16 protein-coding genes, 1 tRNA gene and 1 pseudogene are annotated in these 20,894 nt (G+C 63.5%); 5 read left to right on the top strand and 13 right to left on the bottom strand.

Going from position 1 to position 20,894, the window contains the following annotated elements; translation table 11 throughout:
* Positions 1 to 14: 14 nt before the first annotated feature.
* The 6 genes from CS1BSM3_RS16540 to CS1BSM3_RS16515 are packed head-to-tail and all read right to left on the bottom strand — an operon-like array spanning position 15 to position 5,785.
* Complete coding sequence (locus CS1BSM3_RS16540; protein ID WP_072388736.1) at positions 15 to 1,292, bottom strand: beta-ketoacyl-ACP synthase; 1,278 nt, start codon at positions 1,290 to 1,292, stop codon at positions 15 to 17.
* Positions 1,282 to 2,517: a beta-ketoacyl-ACP synthase gene (locus CS1BSM3_RS16535; RefSeq protein WP_072388734.1), complete on the bottom strand. Its 1,236-nt coding sequence runs from the start codon at positions 2,515 to 2,517 to the stop codon at positions 1,282 to 1,284. The genes CS1BSM3_RS16540 and CS1BSM3_RS16535 overlap by 11 nt, the downstream gene beginning before the upstream one ends.
* On the bottom strand, positions 2,517 to 3,800 hold the full coding sequence (locus tag CS1BSM3_RS16530) for a beta-ketoacyl-ACP synthase (protein WP_072388732.1): 1,284 nt from the start codon (positions 3,798 to 3,800) through the stop codon (positions 2,517 to 2,519). The genes CS1BSM3_RS16535 and CS1BSM3_RS16530 overlap by 1 nt, the downstream gene beginning before the upstream one ends.
* On the bottom strand, positions 3,793 to 5,022 hold the full coding sequence (locus CS1BSM3_RS16525; protein ID WP_072388730.1) for a beta-ketoacyl-ACP synthase: 1,230 nt from the start codon (positions 5,020 to 5,022) through the stop codon (positions 3,793 to 3,795). The genes CS1BSM3_RS16530 and CS1BSM3_RS16525 overlap by 8 nt, the downstream gene beginning before the upstream one ends.
* 1 nt (position 5,023) lies before the next feature.
* Complete coding sequence (locus tag CS1BSM3_RS16520) at positions 5,024 to 5,491, bottom strand: 3-hydroxyacyl-ACP dehydratase FabZ family protein (protein WP_072388728.1); 468 nt, start codon at positions 5,489 to 5,491, stop codon at positions 5,024 to 5,026.
* Positions 5,492 to 5,503: 12 nt separating this feature from the next.
* The gene (locus CS1BSM3_RS16515; RefSeq protein WP_072393864.1) at positions 5,504 to 5,785 is read right to left on the bottom strand and encodes an acyl carrier protein; all 282 of its coding nucleotides are present in this window, start codon (positions 5,783 to 5,785) and stop codon (positions 5,504 to 5,506) included.
* A gap of 214 nt (positions 5,786 to 5,999) precedes the next feature.
* Between CS1BSM3_RS16515 and CS1BSM3_RS16510 the strand changes: the two genes are divergently transcribed.
* The 3 genes from CS1BSM3_RS16510 to CS1BSM3_RS16500 all read left to right on the top strand — a co-directional run bounded on the left by CS1BSM3_RS16510 (position 6,000) and on the right by CS1BSM3_RS16500 (position 9,667).
* Positions 6,000 to 7,205 carry an SDR family oxidoreductase gene (locus CS1BSM3_RS16510; RefSeq protein WP_072388726.1) on the top strand — a complete coding sequence of 402 codons (1,206 nt, stop codon included), beginning with the start codon at positions 6,000 to 6,002 and terminating at the stop codon, positions 7,203 to 7,205.
* A gap of 377 nt (positions 7,206 to 7,582) precedes the next feature.
* Positions 7,583 to 9,412 carry an HAD-IIIC family phosphatase gene (locus CS1BSM3_RS16505; RefSeq protein ID WP_244540540.1) on the top strand — a complete coding sequence of 610 codons (1,830 nt, stop codon included), beginning with the start codon at positions 7,583 to 7,585 and terminating at the stop codon, positions 9,410 to 9,412.
* A gap of 6 nt (positions 9,413 to 9,418) precedes the next feature.
* Complete coding sequence (locus CS1BSM3_RS16500) at positions 9,419 to 9,667, top strand: acyl carrier protein (RefSeq protein ID WP_072388722.1); 249 nt, start codon at positions 9,419 to 9,421, stop codon at positions 9,665 to 9,667.
* 255 nt (positions 9,668 to 9,922) lie between these two features.
* Here CS1BSM3_RS16500 and CS1BSM3_RS16495 read toward each other — a convergent pair whose 3' ends face one another.
* Genes CS1BSM3_RS16495 through CS1BSM3_RS16485 form a run of 3 tightly spaced genes read right to left on the bottom strand, consistent with a single transcriptional unit; the run spans position 9,923 to position 14,518 of the window.
* Positions 9,923 to 13,120, bottom strand: a complete 3,198-nt coding sequence (locus tag CS1BSM3_RS16495; protein ID WP_072388721.1) for an efflux RND transporter permease subunit — start codon at positions 13,118 to 13,120, stop codon at positions 9,923 to 9,925.
* Positions 13,117 to 14,109, bottom strand: coding sequence for an efflux RND transporter periplasmic adaptor subunit (locus CS1BSM3_RS16490; protein ID WP_072388719.1), 993 nt, complete (start codon positions 14,107 to 14,109; stop codon positions 13,117 to 13,119). The genes CS1BSM3_RS16495 and CS1BSM3_RS16490 overlap by 4 nt, the downstream gene beginning before the upstream one ends.
* A 55-nt stretch (positions 14,110 to 14,164) precedes the next feature.
* On the bottom strand, positions 14,165 to 14,518 hold the full coding sequence (locus CS1BSM3_RS16485) for an ArsR/SmtB family transcription factor (protein ID WP_210188842.1): 354 nt from the start codon (positions 14,516 to 14,518) through the stop codon (positions 14,165 to 14,167).
* A gap of 410 nt (positions 14,519 to 14,928) precedes the next feature.
* Between CS1BSM3_RS16485 and CS1BSM3_RS16480 the strand changes: the two genes are divergently transcribed.
* Positions 14,929 to 16,149, top strand: coding sequence for an MFS transporter (locus CS1BSM3_RS16480; RefSeq protein ID WP_072388715.1), 1,221 nt, complete (start codon positions 14,929 to 14,931; stop codon positions 16,147 to 16,149).
* Positions 16,150 to 16,162: 13 nt separating this feature from the next.
* On the top strand, positions 16,163 to 16,366 hold the full coding sequence (locus CS1BSM3_RS16475) for a YgaP family membrane protein (RefSeq protein ID WP_072388713.1): 204 nt from the start codon (positions 16,163 to 16,165) through the stop codon (positions 16,364 to 16,366).
* Positions 16,367 to 16,596: 230 nt separating this feature from the next.
* Here the strand turns inward: CS1BSM3_RS16475 and CS1BSM3_RS16470 are convergent.
* The 4 genes and pseudogenes from CS1BSM3_RS16470 to selA form a co-directional block, all read right to left on the bottom strand.
* Positions 16,597 to 16,691: transfer RNA gene (locus CS1BSM3_RS16470), tRNA-Sec, on the bottom strand.
* 127 nt (positions 16,692 to 16,818) lie between these two features.
* Positions 16,819 to 18,650 (bottom strand): annotated as a pseudogene (gene selB, locus CS1BSM3_RS16465) (selenocysteine-specific translation elongation factor); the annotation flags it as partial.
* The gene (locus CS1BSM3_RS16460; RefSeq protein ID WP_072388711.1) at positions 18,647 to 19,450 is read right to left on the bottom strand and encodes a tetratricopeptide repeat protein; all 804 of its coding nucleotides are present in this window, start codon (positions 19,448 to 19,450) and stop codon (positions 18,647 to 18,649) included. The gene CS1BSM3_RS16460 and the pseudogene selB, both read right to left, overlap by 4 nt.
* Positions 19,447 to 20,880 carry an L-seryl-tRNA(Sec) selenium transferase gene (gene selA, locus CS1BSM3_RS16455; protein ID WP_244540539.1) on the bottom strand — a complete coding sequence of 478 codons (1,434 nt, stop codon included), beginning with the start codon at positions 20,878 to 20,880 and terminating at the stop codon, positions 19,447 to 19,449. The genes CS1BSM3_RS16460 and selA overlap by 4 nt, the downstream gene beginning before the upstream one ends.
* Positions 20,881 to 20,894: the final 14 nt, after the last annotated feature.

Below are 20,894 nucleotides of genomic sequence, written 5' to 3'. Positions count from 1 at the left end.
GGCCGTAGGCAACCTCACGGGCTGGACAAAACGAGCGAAACATTCTGCCCACCGAACCCGAATGAATTCGAGAGAACCGTCGTGATTGCTGCATCCCTTGCTGCATTTGGCACAACATCAAGAGGTATCTCCGGATCGGGCACATCGTAGTTGATGGTTGGCGGTAGCTTTCCGGTCCGTATGGTCATCAGCGAAAACACGGCTTCAATAGCCCCGGCTGCCGACAGCGTATGGCCGATCATGGATTTGTTCGAGCTGACGGGTGTGCGCGCCAGATGGTCTCCCAGCACAGCCTTGAGCGAGAGATACTCCATCTTGTCGTTCTCGGGCGTACTGGTCCCATGCGCATTCACATATCCTATCTCTTCCGGCTCGACGCCGGCGTCCAGCAGAGCCTTGCGAATGGCGCCAATAATCGCCGTGCCGTCGGGCTTTGAGCGTGTGCGGTGATAGTCATCGGCCTTCTCGCCACAGCCCCGCACGAAACCGAGAACACGTGCCCCGCGCGCTTTTGCGCTCGCATACTCCTCGAGGACAAGAGCGCCGGCGCCCTCGGCCATGACGAAGCCGTCGCGATCCTTCGAGAATGGTCGCGAGGCTTTCTCGGGAGTTTCATTTCGCGTGGAAAGGGCAGACAGCAAAATGAACCGTATCAGCGCCTCGATCTGGACCGAGCTGTCCGTGCCGATGCACAACACCGCATTCGCCTGCCTTCGACGAATGGCCTCGACGCCGAGTTGGATCGCTGTCGCACCGGACGCACACGCGGTCGACACGGACATCGGCAGCCCGCGCGTGCCGAACCTGTCCGCCAGATGATCGGCGACGCTGCCGAACTGGAAAAGGCTCGCCATATCCTCGTGCTTGCGACCACGTGCGGCGGCGAGCAGGCGCTGGTAGCCGGCAGCCTCGCTCTCGCCGATTTCATCCCACAGTGACTTGCGTTGTGGCCATTCGAGCTCCGCCGGAGGTGTGGCGAGGTAGAGCGGACCGGGAAAGCTGCCGACGCGGGCGATATCGGCCTCGATCACTGCTTCCTCGCCCGCAGCAATAGCCATGGCGATCGCCAGAGCCGGCGCCGAAAAGGGCGAAGGTCTCAGAAAATCGACGGTGCCAGCGATCGCCGTGCGCAGGCCATCGGTGGAAAAGCGCGCAATCCCTCGGATCCCCGAGCGTCCCTGCGTGAGCCCTGACCAGTTTGCTTCCTTGCCTAGGCCGAGCGACGTAACGAGCCCGCAGCCCGTAATAGCGACCAAGGGGCGGCCGAACTTGTCGTGGATCTCAGATCCCATTGGCGCCTCGCGTCGGTATCCCGTCGATGACAGCCACCCCCTCGCCGCGCTCATGCCCAACGCCGGTTACGATAATGCGATCGACAGAGCTGAACCTGCCCGGGCATTCGCCGAGCAAAGTGCGGGATACACGCCCTGAATGCTGGGCAAGGGCGGCAAGGGCGATCCCTGCCGGGAAATGTGCTTCCACCGCATGGCCCAGAATGTTCCCATACGGCCACACATACTCGATCTGCGCGCGGCGCTTCAGCTCATCGAGGAAAGCGAATTCCGCTGCTGTCACGGGGGCTACACCACTGGCACCGCTGAACACTGCCCCCGTACTTCCGGCCACTGTCTCATCAATGAGATTGGACACACACGCGAACGGATTCGCTTCGACATTGGTTCGACGCATCCGATCTGTTCCGACTGCCGTTACGCGCGCGTAAGCACGCGCCGATCGTCTCTCGGCGTGACGCCGCTGCTCGAGCACCAGAAATGCGCCGACGCTGCCAGGGACGAAGCCACCGCCTCGCTGCGCCCGCTGCTCGATGCGTTCGAAGGAGTGACGCCAGAGATTGTGGCCGAGCTCATAAGCAAGAAGCAGATCCTCGCGCTCGGCATTGACGGCGCCCCCGACGAGGCACATCTCCGATTGACCCGCCGCAATCCTCTGGAAGGCATTGTCGATCGCCGAAAGCCCCGCCATTTCCTCGCCCATGAAGGTGCGCGACGACCCTGTGACATGGTGGACGATCGAGATGTTGCCGGCGAGGAGGTTCGAGAGCTGAGCCAGAAACAAGGTAGGACGAAGAGCGCTTGGCAGGATTTCACTGGCGCGCAACGGCGCACTGTCTGACGCGCCGCTCATTTCGAGCACCTTGCAGTCGACGGCGGTATCGCGCTCGCCGCTGCCGGCGGCGACGATGAGATCCATCCGATCGAGCAGGTCGGCGCATCCCTTGATCTGCGCGTCTTCCAGAGCGAGGCCAGCAGCATACACACCGAGACGCTGCCACCCCTCCATCTGTCGCTGGTCGCTGTTTTTGGGAATCTGCTTGGAGAGCGTCAACGGTACGAGAGGATGCACGGGATATGGCGCGAATGTCGTCTCATCGACGCAAGCGGCGCATGGTTGCTCTCCCGAGAGAATGCGTGCATGAGCTTCAACGCCTTCACCGAGTGAACTGACAAGTCCAACACCGGTGATCCAGACTTCGTTTTCGTGATCGTTCCCGCGCATCAGATGGGCTCCGTAGATAGAGCCAGGCAGACATTCTGGCCACCGAACCCGAACGAGTTCGACAGCATCGTCGTCACGGTCGCATCGCGCCGGACATTGGCGACCACATCGAGGGGAAGCTCCGGATCGGGAGTGTCGTAGTTGATCGTAGGCGGCAGCGTCCCCGTCTGCATGGTCATTACCGAGAACACGGCCTCGACAGCGCCGGCCGCAATCAGCGTGTGCCCGATCATCGACTTGTTCGAGCTTATGGGAACCTCGCTGACACGTTCGCCGAGTACGGACCTGAGGGACACATACTCCATCTTGTCGTTCTCTGGCGTGCTGGTGCCGTGAGCGTTGATATAGTCGATATCCTCAGGAGCAAGGCCAGCATCGTCGAGCGTCTTGCGGATAGCACCGATGATTGCCGCGCCGCTTGGCTCCGAGCGGGTGCGGTGATAGTGGTCCGCCTTTTCTCCGCAACCTCGCACAATGCCGAGAACGCGAACCCCGCGCGCCCGTGCGCGATCGTAATCCTCCAGAACGAGTGCGCCGGCACCTTCGGCCATAACGAAGCCGTCGCGGTCCTTGGAGAATGGCTTTGAGGCACACTCGGCGGGATGGTTTCTGGTCGAGAGCGCGGAGAGCAGCGAAAAGCGTATGAGACCTTCCGGATGCACGGTGGCATCGGTGCCGATGCAGAGCGCAGCACCGACATCGCCGCGGCGGATAGCTTCAGCCCCCAACTGGATGGTTGTCGCCCCGGATGCGCACGCCGTGCAAACAGAGAGGGGGGCGCCGCGCGTGCCAAATCTCTCCTGTAGCCGACCGGCGATGCTGGCAAAACGCACATGCCGAGCCATGTCACCAAACGTTCCACTGCGCGCGGCGGAAAGAAGTCGCGCATAGCCGCCTTCCGGCTCACCGCTCCCAGCAGCGTAGAGAGCACGCAAGTGCGGCCATTCGAGCTCAGAAGGCGGCGTTGCAACAATGAGGCGGCCGGGAAATGCACCGCTTTCACCGATCGCAGCTTGTGCGATAGCCTCATGTGCCGCCGCCTCGGCCATGGCCGCCGAAAGATCGGCGGCAGAATAAGGCGCGTCGCACAGTCCATCGACCGTGCCGGCAATGGTTGTCTTGAGCCCCTCGGTGGAGAAACGCGTGATCGGCCGGATGCCCGATTGTCCTGACGTCAGCTTGGACCAGTTATCGCGCACGCCATGCCCCAGGCATGTCACGACGCCGATGCCGGTGATGGCGACGAGTGGGCGGCCCCTATGATCGCCGTGCGCCCTAGCCACGAGGTCTCTCCTCAACTGCCTCGACAAGGCCGAGGGCCTCACCACAATCGTGTCCGAGGCTCGTCACCAGGATCTGGCGACAGGCGAAGCCAGTGTCCGCCGCGCTCTCAGTGTGGTCACTGGGCGGGTAGAAAGACCGCTTCGATAACGCCAACGCTGCCAGTGCCACGCCGGTGATGAAATGAGCCTCGATGCCATGCCCCAACCTGCTGCCGTAAGTGCGCGTGGGCCCTAGTGCGTCTTTCAACTCTTGCAGGAATTGGCGTTCCTCGCTGGTTGCGGGTTCGACGCCACTGGCGCCACTCAGAACGGCAAGCGGACGATCGTCGTCAACAACAGGAGCCAACCCCTCAAGCAACGAGCGCATCGTAACCGCGGCCTCACCTGGGCCGCGCGCCGACCGGTCGGACGCAACGGCCGCGATGCGCGCATAGGGCTTTGCGCCGCGATCGGCGGCATGTCCCGGAGCTTCGAGAACGAGGAATACGCCAATACTCCCCGGTACCATGCCACCACCCACCTCCCTCCGCGCCCATACGCTGCGATAGCCGCCGTGCAGAAGTGAAGCACCAAGCTCGAGGTTGAGCAGGAGATCCTTGCGCTCGGCGTTGAGTGCCCCGCCGACGAGCATCAGCTCGCTCTGGCCAGCGCCGAGACGTCGAACGGCATCCTCGAGCGCTGCAACGCCGGCCATCTCTTCGCCCTTGAAGGTACGCGAGGATCCTGCCGCCTTGTGCACGATCGAGATGTTTCCAGCGAGCAGGTTCGAGAGCTGACCAAGGTAGAGCGTCGGTCTCAGGCCAGTTGCGAGCTGGTGATTGAGCGTTCCATCCAGATCTCTGTGCCCCTCCATCGCCTCAAGAACGTGTTCGTCCAGCACCAAGTCCCGCTCGCCGTTTCCGGCCGCGATCGAAAGATCGATCCTGTCGAGGAGCTCAGGCTTTCCAGCGATGCCGGCGTCAGCGAGCGCAAGACCGGCGGCGTGCACGCCGATCCGTTGCCAGCGATCCATCTGACGTTGGTCGGATATCCTGGGAATCTGCCTGGAAAAGTCGACCGTAGCGAGCGGATGAACAGAATACGGCGCATAGCCGGCATCGTCGACGTTGATAGTTGGCGCGACGTGCGGTCCTAGCTCCTGCCAATGCGCATCGACACCTTCACCGAGCGAGCTGACAAGCCCGATGCCGGTGATCCATGCCTCTGTGCGTTTGAGAAGCATGTCAGGCGTGCGTCTCCTTAAGCAGGCCGAGGCGGGTTCCCTCACTGCGCACGTGCTGCTCGAGCGCTGTGTTGGGAAAGGCAACGCTGCGCATGATCAGACACGCATCAGCCATACTCTTCCCACCATAGAGTATGCTGGTGTCCACAACTGCGTAACCCGAGCCGTCGTGAACGCGCGTAGCGTGCACCAGAAGATCCGCCCCGGGCGGCACGAAGGCGCGAAAGTTGGCCTTCTTCACGCCTGCGAAGAATGGCATCCGCGAGAACCCGTCGCTCGCGAGCATGAGGTAGCCGGCCGCCTGCGCCATTGTCTCCAGCAGGAGAACGCCGGGCATCACCGCGTGGCCGGGAAAGTGCCCCTCGAACACCGGACTTGTTTCGGGCACCTGCGCAGAAGCCACGAGAGTTGGCAGGTCGAGGTCCAACCTCTCCACTCCGTCGAGCATCTGGAAGTATTCGAGGCGCATGATGAGACAGGATTACGCCACGGCCGCCGAGCCGGCCGTCTGATCGATGTAGTCACAGAGATTGCGAAGAACGAAGTAGGTGTCGCCGTCGTACCCGCCCTGCACGTTCTGCAGCCATTCCTCCACCGGCAACCTGATGTCGAACGTCTTGTCGATCTCGAAGACGACATCGAGAAAGCCCAGGCTGTCGACCTCGAGATCCTTCATCACATGGCTATCGGGAGTGATACTTTCGAGCGGAACATCGCTCGTGCTGGCGATGATCCTGGCGACAGTTTCGAAAGTTGAAGTCATCGCTGCTGTCCACGTCTCGATGGCTGATACGCATCGCGAAGCGATTTCCACTCGCTTTTTCGCAAGAGCTAGAGCGGCTTCGCGCGACATCTCTGTCCTCCCCTTAGCAAGCCTCAGATCGATCCGACTTAACCAAAGTCAAGACATGGGCTCGACGAGCTGGATATCGATCTACGCGCCAAGTGGGACCGGACCTCCGAGCCAAGAAGAGACAATGGATCGTTTACGCGAGCTCCGGATAGGCCAGACCGAAATGTTGTCGCGGCGTATCGACGCCGACGATGTGGCGACGTTTGCGCGCCTGTCGGGTGACTACAACGAGCTTCACATCGACGAAGAGTTCGCTGCGCGGACGGAGTTTTCGGAACGAGTCGTCCATGGGTTTCTGCACGCGAGCCTATTGTCCGCCTTGATCGGGACCCGGCTCCCCGGCCGCGGTGCGCTCTACGTTTCACAGGCCCTCGAGTTCACGCGTCCCGTCTTTATTGGTGACATCGTGGAAGCTCGCGCAACAATCGAGAAGATCGACGAGGAAACCCGTCTCGTCACCCTGGGAACGCAGATCCACAAAGCCGATGGCACCTGTGTGCTGAGGGGCACGGCTCTCGTCAAAGTTCTGCGCCTGACGGAACCGGCGCCCGTCCCGAAGGATGCTCCGGCGATGCCGAGGATCCGTCTGCTGGAAGACCGCACCGCGCTCGTGACAGGAAGCTCCCGCGGCATAGGACGCGCGATTGCCCGCCTACTTGCCGCGCAAGGCGCCTCAGTCTGGATCAACTACCGCCGCAGCAGGACCGCAGCAGAGAGCTTGGAGAGAGAGATCATCGACCGAGGTGGGAGGTGCCATCTGATCGGAGCCGACGTGACGGACGAGACCGATGTTCGCCGACTCGCGGAGGAAATCGGTGGCCAGGGCGGTCTCGACATTCTTGTTCACAATGCGGGACCACGCATCAGGTCCGCGCCTTTCAGTGATCTCTCATGGAGCGATCTGAGCACAGCTCATGAAGAAATCGTCGGGAGTGCCTTTCGCGTGACGAAGGCGCTGCTGCCGGCACTCAAGCAGAGCAAGGGCAAGATCATTACCATCCTCACATCTGCTTCACTCGGCAGAACGGCTCACAACTGGCTGCCCTACGTCGCGGCGAAGGCTGCGCTGCTCGCCATGGGCAAGAACCTGGCACAAGAGCTCGGGCCACAGGGCGTGACAGTCAATATGATATCGCCCTCGATGATCGATACCGATCTCACGGCCAACATCCCCGATCGTGTGCGACAAGCCATGGTGTCGCGCACGCCCTTGCGCAGGCTTGCGACAGCCGAGGATGTCGCAGGCGCCGTTCTCCTCCTCGCGTCGCCTTATGCCTCCTTCATCAGCGGCGAGAATCTGCTGGTGACAGGTGGCGAGACAATGATCTGAGGTTGGGCATGGCACTGTCGAGGGAGCCTGCGCCGATAAACGCTGCCGACGACCCCGCTGTCCGCCCCTCACGCGAGGAGATTCTCGAGACGATCATCAGTAACGCGGCGGAAGCCGCGCATCGGCGGGTGACTCCACGCTCCGTGGATTGGTCCGGCGTTTCTCCTGCTCGTGTCGCCAGCATATTTGCAGCACTTGCCGAGCGAAGTCTGGCACCACCTCGCGATCTTGTGGATGCGTTGCTCGTGGCGGGTCACGCGGTGCCGACCGACTGTGCACGGGACCTCCAACAGCGCGCCCTCAACGATCTGAACCGCGGCGCGGTCGCCCCGACACTTATAGCGGGGGACCTGTCGCGCCTTGCGGAGCACGAGCACATGAGACCAGAGGTTGCTGGCGCCATCGTCGACCGACTCATGTCCCTGGGGGCGGATGACGAGGCTTGCAGCCTTGGTCTGGCTCTCTGGCCCTCAATGCCGCAGGCTCTTTCTCCCGTCCGCGCCAAGCTCGCTTCTCATCTTGCGTCCTTGTCGCCGTTGCAGATCCGCCTCGCGGGCTTCTCGACTACCGAAATGCTGGCGGCCGACCTAGGCCCCGCATTCGGCGGCGCCGGCCGCAACGCACACATTTCTCAAGCCGAGTTCGGTGGCGCACTCACGACACTGCTGAAGCCGGATGCCGAAGCCGATGTGCATATTGTTCTCCTCGATTTCGACAGCTTGGCCGCCCGCGATTGGCGCCTACATCCTACAGCGCTCCATAGCCGATTGGTCGAGCAAGCCGACAATCTCAGTAGCGCACTTTCCACATTCGCGTCCCGCTCGACGTCGCCATTGCTGATCAACTCGATACCTATCCCTTCCGCGCCGACGGCCGGATTGCTGGACAGCCGGCACCATTCCGGCCTGCGCCACGCCGTGCATCTGATCAATGCGAGATTGTTCGCGGCATCGGAGAAGAGTGGAAACATCATCGCCGTCGATGCGGATCGTGCCCTTGTCGACATCCCGTCTTCGAGACATCACGATCCCAAGCTCTGGTTCTACGGCCGCATAGCCTACTCGGCCGATGCGAGCCGCGCGATCGCGTCCGCCTTCGCCCAGACTTGGGCGCTTCTTACGCGCGGGCCAGCCAAGGTTCTTGCGCTCGATTTCGACAACACGCTCTGGGGCGGCACTTACGGTGAGGATGGCATCGAGCGCCTTGCCTGTGGCGAGGACTATCCTGGCAATGCTTTCCAAGCCTTTCAGCAGGAGTGCCTGCGCCTGAAGCGCCAGGGGTTTCTACTCGTCGCACTCAGCAAGAACGATCCCGATGCCATTACTGTCTTCGAACGTCATCCGGGCATGATCCTGAAGCCATCCGATTTTGCAGCTACGGCAATCAACTGGCAATCCAAGCCTCAGAACATTCGCCAGATTGCCAGCGAGTTGAACCTCGGTCTCGATAGCTTCATCTTCATTGATGACAGCCCCCACGAACGGGAGGCCATGCGCCGGCTGGTCCCGGAGGTTGCCGTTGCAGAACTTCCGACTGATCCTGCTCGGCGCCCCAACTGGATTCGCGAGCTTACGCGCACATGGCCGATCCGGCTCACCGACGAAGATGAGCGCCGCACGGAAATGTATGCCGCGGAGCGCCAAAACCGTGCTCTCAAGAACTCGGCGGCCAGCGTGGAGGAATATCTTCGCGGACTTCAGCAGCGTCTCACGGTCTCACACGTCGCCCCTGAAGCGGTAGTGCGAGTTGCGCAGATGCAACAACGCACCAACCAGTTCAATCTGACCACGCGACGGCTGAGCGATGCCGATATTGCCGCCTACCTCGATCATCCCGAGCGCGGCCTGGCGCTGCTCGGCCGCGTTGCCGACAAGTTCGGCGATCACGGCATCGCAATCACTGCGACCGTATCCTTCGAAGGCTCGAACGCTGCGATCGAGACGTTCCTGATGAGCTGCCGCGTCATTGGCCGCGAAGTAGAGAAAGCGTTTCTTGGCAGCCTGCTTCTTGTTCTCGCCCAACGCGGGATAGCGCGCGTAACGGCGCAGTTTATCTCAACAAAGAAGAACGGCATGGTCCGCAACTTCTATCGGGAGAATGGCTTCTCATTCATTGGAGGTGACGACAGTGCATCCTCCTGGGCGTTTGATCTCAGCACGCAGTCCGTGCCTCGGTCCGAGTTCGTTGCGGCAATATTGGAGGCATGAGCGAGTATGATCGCGCAGCAGTCAGACCTTTCCTATCCTTTACTCGCAACCATCTTCGAGGACGTGTTCCAGCATACGGACCTGCTCACCACAGCCACGTCAAAGGATGACGTATCACGCTGGGACTCTCTCCAGCACATTGCGCTGGTTCGGGCAATCGAGACCACATTCGACATCGATCTCTCTCTGGACGAGATGATGGAAATGCGCACGGTCGGTGATATCGAAGCGGTCCTGCAGCGGCACGGCATATGACCGGCCACATCATCTACGCGCACTGTAGTCCCGTTGCGGCCTTTCGCGCCTTCGCGAGATGGTTGGGCTCAACTGCTGTCCCTGGTCCCACTGACTAGCGCGACCTTTCGCGCAATACGACCGAATGTCTGCTTTTAAATGGAGGCCAGCAAGCCGCAGGATTGGCAGCGCCATCCAGCGCGCTGCGCAGCAGTACCTTCCGGGGCAGCCTCTCAATGCTGGACCAGATAGCGGTCGAGTGCTTTCTGGCTCAACTCACCGATTGTCCCGCAGCACGACGTAGATGGCGGGAATGACCAGGACGGTCAGGAGCGTCGAGGACGCGAGCCCGAACAGCAGCGAGATCGCGAGACCCTGGAAGATCGGGTCGACCAGGATGGTCGCGGCGCCGATCATGGCGGCAAGCGCCGTCAGGATGATCGGCTTGAAGCGCACGGCGCCCGCTTCAAGCAGGACCTCGCGCAACGATCTGCCCGGCTGTCGCCCATGGCGAATGAAGTCGACGAGTAGGATCGAGTTGCGCACGATGATACCGGCGAGCGCGATGAAGCCGATCATCGACGTTGCCGTGAATGGGGCGCCAAAGAGCCAGTGCCCGAGCATGATGCCGATCAGCGTCAGCGGAATTGGGGTCAAGATGACGAGCGGCAGGCGGAAGCTGCCGAACTGCGCCACAACGAGCACGTAGATGCCAAGGATCGCGACGGCGAACGCGGCACCCATGTCACGGAAGGTGACGTAGGTGATCTCCCATTCGCCATCCCAGAGCAGTGTGGGTTTCGATTCATCGATCGGCTGGCCGTGGAGCTTAAGCGCCGGCTTCGGCAAGGCGCCCCAGTTGTGCGCGTCGATGAGCCGTGCAACCTCCAGCATGCCGTAGATCGGCGCCTCGTAGGCGCCTGCGAGCTCCGCCATCACCATGTCGGCGAAGCGACCATCGCGCCGAAAGATGACCGGTGAGCCTTCCTCCCTGGTCACGCGCACCACCTCGCCCAGCTCGACCACGCTGCGGTTGCCGGGTAGGGCGTTGGCGGGCACGGGCGTCGACGCCATGGCCTCCGACCAGGCGAGCGCGCTCTTCGGCAGCCGAACGGCGATCTCGATGGGATTGCGGTCTTCTCCGCGATGGGAATAGCCGACCGATATGCCGCCCAGCAGCATCTGCAGGGTGTCGTAGACGTCGCTCTGCGACACACCGAAGAACTCGAGACGATCCTGGTCGATGGATACGCGCAGGCGCGGCCGCGGCGCGCCGATGGAATCATCCACGTCGACAATGTAGGGCACGGAGGCGAAGATCTTCTTTACCTCACGTGCAACAGCGCGCCGGGTCTCGGAGTCGTGACCGTAAATTTCGGCGAGCAGCGTCGCCAGCACGGGTGGCCCCGGCGGCACCTCGACGACCTTGACGCTCGTGCCGGCGGGAACGCTGACCTGCTTCAAGCGCTCTCTGAGATCGAGGGCAATGGCGTGGCTGGCGCGAGCGCGCTCGCCGCGCGGCGCAAGATTGAGCTGTAGCTCGCCGAGCTCGACGGATTGGCGCAGATAATAGTGCCGCACCAGGCCGTTGAAATTGAAGGGAGCAGGTGTGCCGGCATAGGATTGGATCGAGCGCACTTCGGGCAGGTCGCGCGCGACTTCCGTCATCGTGAACAGAGCCCGCTCAGTATCCTCGAGGCTTGCGCCTTCGGGCAGATCCAGAACCACAGCCAGCTCCGACTTGTTGTCGAAGGGGAGCAGCTTCACCGTCACGGACTTAGTCGCGAACAGCGCCAATGCGGCGAGCGTCGCAACACCGACGCCGATCAGAAAGATCCACGCCGTTCGCCGACTGCGGATCACCGGTTCGGCAAGACGCCGGTAAAGGCCGCCGAGCAGACCTTCGCCATGCTGATCGTGCGCTGCCGCCTCGCCAGCATTGGCAGGCGCCAATCGCAGCATCAGCCACGGAGCAATGACAACCGCCACGAAGAACGAGAACAGCATGGCCGCGGACGCGTTGGCCGGGATCGGCGCCATGTACGGCCCCATGAGGCCCGAGACGAACAGCATGGGCAGCAGCGCAGCAACGACCGTCAGCGTCGCCACAATCGTTGGATTGCCGACCTCGGCCACGGCCTCGATCGCCGCCTGCAGGCGCGAGCGCCCATCGCGCATGGCCCAGTGGCGGGCGATGTTCTCGACGATCACGATGGCGTCGTCGACCAGGATCCCGATCGAAAAGATGAGCGCGAACAGGCTGACGCGGTTGATCGTATAGCCCATCAGGTTGGCCGCAAACAGCGTCAGCAGGATCGTCGTCGGAATGACGACGAGCGTGACGACAGCCTCGCGCCAACCGATGGCGACAGCAATCAGGATAACGATCGAGATGGTCGCCAGTCCGAGGTGGAAGAGCAGCTCATTGGCCTTCTCGTTGGCTGTCTCGCCATAATCGCGCGTGATCGTCACGCCGATGTCTTCGGGGATCAGCGAGCCTCTGACGACATCCAGTCGATGCAGGAGCTCCTCGGCAACGACAACCGCATTGGCACCGGCCCGCTTGGCGACCGCAACGGTAACGGCAGGAGTGCGATGCCAGGAGCCATCGTCGCTGCGCGCATCGTGCCATACGCGATGCTCCTGGGGACTTGGGCCTATCACCACCGAGGCGACATCATTGACATAGACCGGCCGTCCATCCCGGGCGGTGATCAGCAGAAGGCCGATGTCGGGCACGCCCGAGAGTGTCTGCCCTGCCGCGACGGTCCTTGTTGTGCCGCCATCGCGAACCTGCCCGGCGAGGAAGGAGCGATTGGCCTCCCGCACCTTGGCGACGAGCTGCTGCAGCGTGATGCCATAGAGAGCGAGCTTCTCCGGCGACGGCTCGACGCGGATCTGCTGGGGGCTGCCGCCGGAGATGTATGTGAGGCCGACATTCTCGACCTTCGTCAGCTCGGCACGCAACTTGTCGGCTAGTTCATAAAGGTCCTTGTCGGTCCAGCGGGCGGCCACTTCGGGCTTTGGCGACAGGGTGAGCGTGAGGATGGCCACGTCGTTGATGCCGCGGCCCACGATCAGCGGCTCAGGAATCCCAACGGGGATGCGATCCATATTGGCGCGAATCTTTTCGTGCACGCGCAGGATCGCGTCTTCCGCCTTGGTGCCGACGAGGAAGCGCGCCGTCACCATGACGCGATCGTCCTCGCTCTGGCTGTAGACGTGCTCGACCCCGTCGATGGCCTTGACGATGGTCTCGAGCGGCTTGGTCACCAGCTCCACGGCATTGGGTGCCTTGAGGCCATCGGCATTGACGCGGATATCGACCATGGGGACGCTGATCTGCGGCTCCTCCTCGCGCGGGATCACGAGAAGTGCGATCAGCCCCATGGCGATCGCTGCCAACAGGAATAGAGGCGTCAGAGGAGAACGGATGGTCGCGCGCGTCAGGCGCCCGGAGAGACCGAGGTTCACGGCCGCACCAGCCGGTCGCCGGCCTTGATGCCGGACAGGATCTCGAGGCCATCCGGCATTTCGGGCGTGGGATGCGAGCGCCCGCGCTGGACAGGTACATCGAGGGACTTCCCACCATCGCGCGCGACCCTGACGTAATCGACACCGAACCGCGTCGAGACGAGTGGGGCCGGCACGATGAAGGCCTGCCGCGTGCCGCCCGAGATCCACACGCGGATGCGCCGGGCGACAAAATAGTCGCCTAGTCCCTCTATGACCGCATCGGCGACGACCCGGCCGTCCTCGATCCGCGGATAGATCAGCCTGATTGTGCCGAAGCGCGTACCTGAAAGTCCGATCTCCTCGCCGTCGACGCGGACACGATCGCCGACCTTGAGAAACTGAGCGTGGCGCTCGGGCACGCGCAAACGGAGCACGAAATTCTGCTCGGCAATTGTGGCAATGACCTCGCCGGGAAGAACAACGGCGCCAGCCGTATAGGGGGCACTCAGCACGCGACCTGCCGTCGGTGCCAGGACTTCGCCTTCCGCAAGCTGCCGCTCGACCACCGAGCGCTCGGCGATGCGCGCTTGCAGTGCATTCGCGGCGACGTCGACGGCCGTGCGCGCTTCGTCGAGGCGCGCTCTTGGAACGGTACCTCGCTCTGCCAGGCTTTCGGCGCGCGTAAGATCCGTCTTGGCCTGTGCTAGCTGCGCCTGGAGTCCGGCGATCTGGGCGTCGAGGGACTTCATCTGCAGGGCGAGCTTTTCATCGCCCACTGTGGCGATCACCTGCCCGGTCTCGACGCGATCGCCTTCCCTGACCGTGAGCTGGGCGACCGTTCCTCCCGTGCGCACCCTCGCTTGGACGGGCTTTGGGGCTTCGACGGTCGCGAACACAGCTTTGTCGTCGGAGATGTTTCTCAGCGACACGGAATAGCTGTCTGCAGCATCAAGAGCCTGCAGCGGCGCAATGGAAGTTGCCAGAGCGACAAGCAGCCTAAACCACATGGAGGATAACCCGTTCTGAATTTTATCTGCCTTTGCAGGCGCAGCAGCGTCCGGCTCACCGATCGCGTTCGAGACGACGGCGTGAGCGTGGCGTGATCTTGCCTTTGGGTGCTGCACCACGTCTCGGCACCGGCTCGCAGAAGACGTCGTAGAGCGTGGAAAGCAGGGCGCGTGCCTCGGCGCTGGCGATCGAGTACCAGATCGTCTGACCATCACGACGCGCGCTCACGAGGCCGTCTTTGCGCAGAAGCGTCAGGTGCTGCGAGACCGCGGAATCGCGGATACCGAGGAACTCGGCAAGCTCACCGACGGACCGCTCTCCTTGGACAAGCTGACAGAGGATGAGAAGGCGATGGCGGTTCGCCATCGCCTTCAATAGCTCACAGGCCCGATCAGCAGCGTCCTGCATGCGTTCGATTTGTATTTTCATAAATGCGAATATATGAATTAACGGATCTATGTCAAGCGATGCCCGAAGATCGACGTTATTGCGGATTGGGGAGCGGCGGGCGGACAGCATGAAAACCAGCGAGGCGAGCGACCACCCGCGCCGTGCCAATATTCCGGCCGGCATGTTGCCCCGCTCACCAAAGCGGACCCTGTGTCCGGAGCACTGCACATCCTTTCTCTTGACATCGTACATTCGTTATTGCGAATATTCAATATAACGAATGTTATAGAGGCTTGGCGCCGCGAAGCGCCATGGATACACGTGATCAACGAGCAATGGCGGCGACCCGGGCGCAAGCCTGCCCGCGCCGGCACGCCAACCCGCAACGATGCGCCACTGGGATCCGCGGCTAACGCGGCGGCACGCCCATGACGCGCACCACCACCGATCCCTGGCGGAATATTGCTGTCCTGGCCATGGCGCAGGCGCTCGGCGCAGCGAGCCCGCCCATCATCGTTTCTCTCGGCGGGCTGGTCGGTCAGTCGCTCTCGTCCGACCCGGCCCTGGTGACGCTGCCGGTGAGCCTGTTCAATCTCGGCCTCGCCCTCGGCACGCTGCCCGCCGCCTTCATCATGCGTCGCCTCGGCCGACGTAGTGGGTATCTGATCGGGACAATGTTCGGGCTCTCAGCAGGCCTCATCGCGGCGTCAGGCATCGCCGCCGCGTCGTTCGTCCTCTTCTGCCTCGGCACCTTTACCGCCGGCTTTTATGCCGCGTATGTCCAGAGCTATCGCTTCGCTGCCGCCGACACCGTCTCCGGCGCGATGAAGGCCAGGGCCATCTCCTGGGTGATGGTCGGCGGTCTCGTCGCGGCGGTCATCGGCCCACAGCTCGTGATCTGGACGCGTGACGCTCTACCTGCGACGCCGTTCGCCGGGAGCTTTCTCAGCCAGGCGGCGCTCGCCCTGCTCGCCATGCCCGTGCTGATGCTGTTGCGAGTACCGAAGCCAGATACGCTCAGCATCTCGACCGCCGATAGCGGGCGGCCGCTGGGAGAGATCCTGCGCAATCCTCGCTTTGTACTCGCCGTGATCGCCGGCGTTGTTTCCTACGGGCTGATGACGTTCGTGATGACGGCCGCGCCCATGGCCATGGTTGGGCAGGGCCACTCCGTCGACCACGCGGCCCTCGGCATTCAGTGGCACGTACTCGCCATGTTCGCGCCGAGCTTCGTCACCGGTCATCTGATCACGAAATTCAGGAAGGAGCGTGTGACCGCTGTCGGGCTGCTGCTCATCGCATTCTCGGCTGTGATCGCACTCACCGGCCTCGACCTTTTTCACTTCTGGACGTCGCTCGTCCTTCTCGGCATCGGATGGAATTTCGGCTTCATCGGCGCGACCACCATGGTCGCGGATTGCCATACGCCTGCCGAGCGCAGCAAAGTTCAAGGTACCAACGATTTTCTCGTGTTCGGCGTAGTCGCTGCCGCATCCTTCTTCTCCGGCAGTCTGCTGCACGCCTCCGGATGGGCAACGATCAACTGGCTCATCTTTCCGGTCGTGGCGTTCATTTTGGTGCCCCTTGTGTGGCGTGCCGCACGCGAAGGCGGGCCCAAGGAAGAGAACCCTCAAACCCGTGTTTCATGAAAGGAGAAAGGCCATGACTGTCGATCGTGCCGTGCTGTTGTTTGCTGGCCTCATTGTGCTCGTGTCGCTGGCGCTCGGGTACTATGTCTCGCCCTACTGGTATCTGCTGACCGCATTCGTCGGCCTCAACCTGATCCAAGCATCGTTCACGGGTTTCTGCCCGGCGGCGATTATCTTCAAGAAGCTCGGCATCAAGCCCGGCGAAGCCTTTCACTGATGGAGCTCGCCCATGACACTCAAGCCGCCTGCACCCTGCGCGAACTTTCTCTGGTGATTTGGGGACCGCGAGCAATGCCATTGCACCTCGCGTCTCTTCGTCCACGTGCGGCGTCGCGAGCAGCGGAGCAGGCGCTTGGCGCCGCTTCGCTCAATGGCCGAGGGATGGTGGGATCATAGAGCTAAGCAATATAAATTCATGCAAAGCATCAACGCCTTCTTGAGGAATTTTGGCGGAAGAGGCAGGAGTCGAACCCACCGAGAGCCGTCTCGCGACCCTCTCCGGATTTGAAGTCCGGCCGCCCCACCGGGGACGTTTCTCTTCCGTCGCGCGACGCCGCCGGGTCTGCCCCGACCGGCCCGCGCGAAAACAGATCCCGCTTGTGCGGGTTGATGCGGCGAATGTCGCCGCGACGCATTGTCAGTCCCTGGCGATCGAAGAACTCCAGGATGTGGATCGCGACCTTGCGGCCATTGGCGAGGCGGTCACGAAACGCAATGACGGTGAACTCGCCATTGGGATCCGCGGCCGCGAGCTCGCGCGCCATGTCCGCCATCTCGATCACGGTCTGCCCGAGAAAGTAATGGTCTTGGGCGATTTCGTCTACGTCTCCGCGGCGGGCCGCCAGCTTGAAGAGGCGACGAATGAACCCCTCGTCGATCCGCTGTGCCTTGGCGATGTCGCGCACGCGCGGCGGACGAAAGCGCGCCTCGCCGCCGAGGAGCGGGAAGATGCGCGACCAGAGCTTCTCCTCCTCATCCGAGAGGCGAACCTCGTGGCCCGGCCGGCGCACCCAGGAGCGGTCGAGGACGAGCTGACCTTCGGCCACGAGCTGCTGCAGCGCGCGGACAAACGCGGGGCCGGGAAGGCGCGGGTTCAGCGCGAGCCGAAGGCGCTCCTGCCCAAGGCCCGGCAGATCGGGCTTCTCGGCATGGAAGCGGTCGAGCGTCGCGATCGTTTCGGTTGCATAAGCCCTCCACGCCGATTGCGTAAGGCCGATAACGCGATCGCCATCGGCAAAAGTCACGAGATCGAGCGCCCGGATGGCCTCCTCGACCAGGGGCTCCGCCGCGGCGCGGTCGCGGAAGAAGGCAGCAATATCGACGAAGCCGCGCCCACTTTCGAGAAGCTGGCGCAGCATGGACATCGCATCGTGTCCGGCGAGGATCTCGAGCTCGGCGCGACGAGCCGGCGTGCCGCGGTGGCGCTCCGGCGGGCGCAGGTCGAGGATGGTGCCACCGCCGATAGTGCGCGAGGCCGCGGAGTCGCGAAGCACGAAGCGGTCACCCGCAGCCATGGCCGCCGGCCGGTCGAGCACGATCTGCGCGTAGTCGCCATCGCCGGGCGCGATGCCGCCAGACTTGAGCGCGAGCACACGGGCGTTGCGCTCGGCCGAGCCGTGATGGAACTTCACAGGAAGCCACTGCGAGAGCGCTTTGCGCTCGCTCGGCAACAGCTTGAGCGTCACGTCGATGCGGTTCGTCGGACTGTGCAGCGTCGGCTCAAGCAGGACTTCGCCGCGCGACACACTTTCGGGATCGACCTTGGGACCGGCAAGCGCGAGCGCGCAGCGCTGACCGGCGAGGCCGAGAGTGGCGGCCGCATTCTGCGCATGAACAGAGCGCACGCGCGCCTCGATGCCGCCGGGCGAGGTCAGCACCCGATCGCCAACGGCAACACGGCCCGAGAGGACCGTTCCCGTGACGACCGTGCCCGCGCCGCGCAAAGAGAAACTGCGGTCTATGGCGAGACGGAAGCGCCCGTCGGCCGATCTGAGGCCAGTCGCAATGGCTTCCCGGTCGAGCAGTGCCAGAAGATCGGCGACGCCCTCGTCCGTCACGGTCGAGACAGGCACGATCTCCGCTTCTTCCAGGCCTGTGCCGGCGAGCGTCGCGCGAATCTGTGCGCTCACTTCGACGAGGCGCTCGGGCGTCGCAAGATCGCACTTGCTGAGCGCCACCGCGCCGCGGCGGATGCCGAGCAGATCGATGATCGCGAGATGCTCGCGCGTCTGCGGCATGACGCCGTCATCGGCCGCGACGACCAGCAGCGCGAAGTCGATACCGGTGGCGCCGGCGAGCATGGTGTGCACGAGACGCTCGTGGCCCGGCACATCGACAAAGCCGATGATGTCACCGGAGGGACGCGGCAGATAGGCAAAGCCCAGCTCGATGGTGATGCCGCGGCGCTGCTCCTCCTTGAGGCGGTCGGTCTCGACGCCGGTGAGCGCGCGCACGAGGCTCGTCTTGCCGTGGTCGATATGGCCTGCCGTGCCGATGATCATGACCCGACCTCCGCCTCGGGAAGTCGCCGCGCCAGATCCTTGCCCGCTTCGATCTCATCGGGCGAGAGCGTCGCATAGACCGGGCTCAGAAACCGCTCGGCAAGCTTGCTGCCGCCCCAGCGCGCCCGCATGAGCCAGGCGTAGGCCTTCACGCGATCCTGCGGCACGCCCTGGCCGATGTGATGGGCTGCACCGAGCATGGCCTGCCCGTCGGGATCGCCGAGCGCAGCCGCCTTCCGCCACCATGTGATCGCGACGTCGGAATCGCGCGCGACGCCGAGCGCGTTGTGATGAAAGAGGCCGATGCGCGTCATGGAGGCCGCAACGCCCTGCTCGGCGGCAGCGCGCGCCCACTTCAGGGACTCCGCATAGTCGGGCGTGCGGCCGTCCTCATTGGCGAGCAGCCACGAGAGCATATCCTGGGCGGCCGCATCACCCTGCTCGGCGGCGCGGCGATACCAGAGCTCGGCATCGACGTCGCTCTGCGGCACGCCTTCGCCTTTGAGATAGGCCTCGGCGAGGTTGCGCTGTGCTTGCGCATGGCCCTCAACGGCCGCAGCGAGGAGCCACTTGGCGCCGGCCTGCTGATCCGCGGGTGTACCGAGCCCCTGCATGAGGCAGAGTGCAACACCATGCTGGGCTTCGGCGTTGCCTCCCTGGGCGAGCGGCAGCCAGATCGCAATGGCCGCTTCGTACTCCTCTGCCGCGAAGAACGCGCCGGCTTCGCGGAGCTGAGTATCGGCTGGCGGCGGCGCAGCGGGAGCTTTGTCGCGGCCGAATTTGAGGCCCAGGAGCTTCATGGCTCGGCCTCGGCTTCGCTGCGCACGATCGTCAGCTTCTCGAGTTGCTCGACGAAGAGCGTCTCGGCGTCGAGGCAGCGCAGATCAAAGACGAGCGCGCCCTTCTCGATATGCCCGATTACCGGAACGGGCAGGCGACGGAAGGCACCGGCGAGCGCCTCGAGCTGGCGGCCGGACTGCTTCTTCGCACGCGGCGTCATGGCGAGACCGGCACTGGGGATGGTCTCGAGGGGAAGCGCGCCCGAGCCGATCTGGCTCGTGCAATCGCAGATGGCGACGTCGAAGAGATCACCCATCGTTCGCGCGAGCGGCCCCTCGACGCGCTCTGCCTGAGCGCGGATATCATCGAGCGGACGCGTCAGATAGCCGAGTGTCGGCAGGCGATCGGGCAGGCGATCCGGATCGCGGTAAAGTTTGAGCGTGGCTTCGAGGGCAGCCAGGCGGATCTTGTCGAGGCGCACGGCGCGCTTGATCGGATTTTTCGCGCAGGCGCGCACGAGATCGCGGCGGCCGACGATAAAGCCGGCCTGCGGGCCGCCGAGCAGCTTGTCACCAGAGAAGGTCACGAGGTCGGCGCCATCCTTGAGCGCATCCTGCACGGTACGCTCGCGGCGCAGGCCGTACTTGGCGAGATCGATCAGCGTGCCCGAGCCGAGATCATCGACGAGCGGCAGATTCTTCTCGCGCGCGAGGACGGCAAGCTCGTTCGTGCCGACCTCCTTGGTGAAACCCTGCACGAGGTAATTGGAGGTGTGCACCTTGAGCAGCATCGCGGTTTCGGGGCCGATCGCGTCGGTGTAATCGCGCAGGTGCGTGCGGTTGGTCGTGCCGATCTCCCTGAGACGCGTGCCGGCGCGCGCCATGATGTCCGGCATGCGGAAGCTGCCGCCGATCTCGATGAGCTCGCCACGCGAGACGATGCTCTCCTTGGCGAGCGCCAGCGTGTTGAGCACGAGCAGGATGGCAGAGGCATTGTTGTTGACGAGGACCGCGTCCTCCGCGCCGGTCAGCTCGCAGATGAGGCCGCGCACGATGTCGTCGCGCTCGCCGCGGCTGCCGCTCTCGAGATCGAACTCCAGTGCTGCCGGTGCACGCATGGCGGCGGCCGCGGCCGTAACCGCCTCCTCGGCGAGGACGGCGCGGCCGAGGTTTGTGTGGAGGACTGTGCCCGTGAGATTGAGCACGCGGCGCAGGCGCGGCGCGTCCTCGGCCTCGAGCACCTCGGCGGCCCGCGCCGCAATCGTCGCGGCCGTATCCTCGCGGCTCGCATGAGGGAGGGCCGAATGCCGGCTGAGCGCGCGCAGGTCGTCGAGGGCCGCGCGCACGGCACCAAGCGTCGCCGCATGGCCGAAACGGGCGACGACGACCTTGCCGGCCTCGCCCCGCAACACCTCGTCGACAGAGGGTATTGGTACGGATGCCTTTGTCACGACCGCCTCCAGCC

The sequence above is a fragment of the Hyphomicrobium sp. CS1BSMeth3 genome (genome assembly GCF_900117415.1).
Taxonomy (GTDB): Bacteria; Pseudomonadota; Alphaproteobacteria; order Rhizobiales; family Hyphomicrobiaceae.
This window is presented reverse-complemented; position numbering and strand designations above follow the sequence as displayed.

Coding starts and splice junctions, on each gene's coding strand:
- CS1BSM3_RS16510 (WP_072388726.1), top strand. CDS start 6,000: ATGGATCGTTTACGCGAGCTCCGGATAGGCCAGACCGAAATGTTGTCG.
- CS1BSM3_RS16515 (WP_072393864.1), bottom strand. CDS start 5,785: ATGACTTCAACTTTCGAAACTGTCGCCAGGATCATCGCCAGCACGAGC.
- CS1BSM3_RS16480 (WP_072388715.1), top strand. CDS start 14,929: ATGACGCGCACCACCACCGATCCCTGGCGGAATATTGCTGTCCTGGCC.
- CS1BSM3_RS16540 (WP_072388736.1), bottom strand. CDS start 1,292: ATGGGATCTGAGATCCACGACAAGTTCGGCCGCCCCTTGGTCGCTATT.
- CS1BSM3_RS16460 (WP_072388711.1), bottom strand. CDS start 19,450: ATGAAGCTCCTGGGCCTCAAATTCGGCCGCGACAAAGCTCCCGCTGCG.
- CS1BSM3_RS16535 (WP_072388734.1), bottom strand. CDS start 2,517: ATGCGCGGGAACGATCACGAAAACGAAGTCTGGATCACCGGTGTTGGA.
- CS1BSM3_RS16485 (WP_210188842.1), bottom strand. CDS start 14,518: ATGCAGGACGCTGCTGATCGGGCCTGTGAGCTATTGAAGGCGATGGCG.
- CS1BSM3_RS16490 (WP_072388719.1), bottom strand. CDS start 14,109: ATGTGGTTTAGGCTGCTTGTCGCTCTGGCAACTTCCATTGCGCCGCTG.
- CS1BSM3_RS16525 (WP_072388730.1), bottom strand. CDS start 5,022: ATGCTTCTCAAACGCACAGAGGCATGGATCACCGGCATCGGGCTTGTC.
- CS1BSM3_RS16505 (WP_244540540.1), top strand. CDS start 7,583: ATGAGACCAGAGGTTGCTGGCGCCATCGTCGACCGACTCATGTCCCTG.
- CS1BSM3_RS16500 (WP_072388722.1), top strand. CDS start 9,419: ATGATCGCGCAGCAGTCAGACCTTTCCTATCCTTTACTCGCAACCATC.
- CS1BSM3_RS16475 (WP_072388713.1), top strand. CDS start 16,163: ATGACTGTCGATCGTGCCGTGCTGTTGTTTGCTGGCCTCATTGTGCTC.
- CS1BSM3_RS16520 (WP_072388728.1), bottom strand. CDS start 5,491: ATGCGCCTCGAATACTTCCAGATGCTCGACGGAGTGGAGAGGTTGGAC.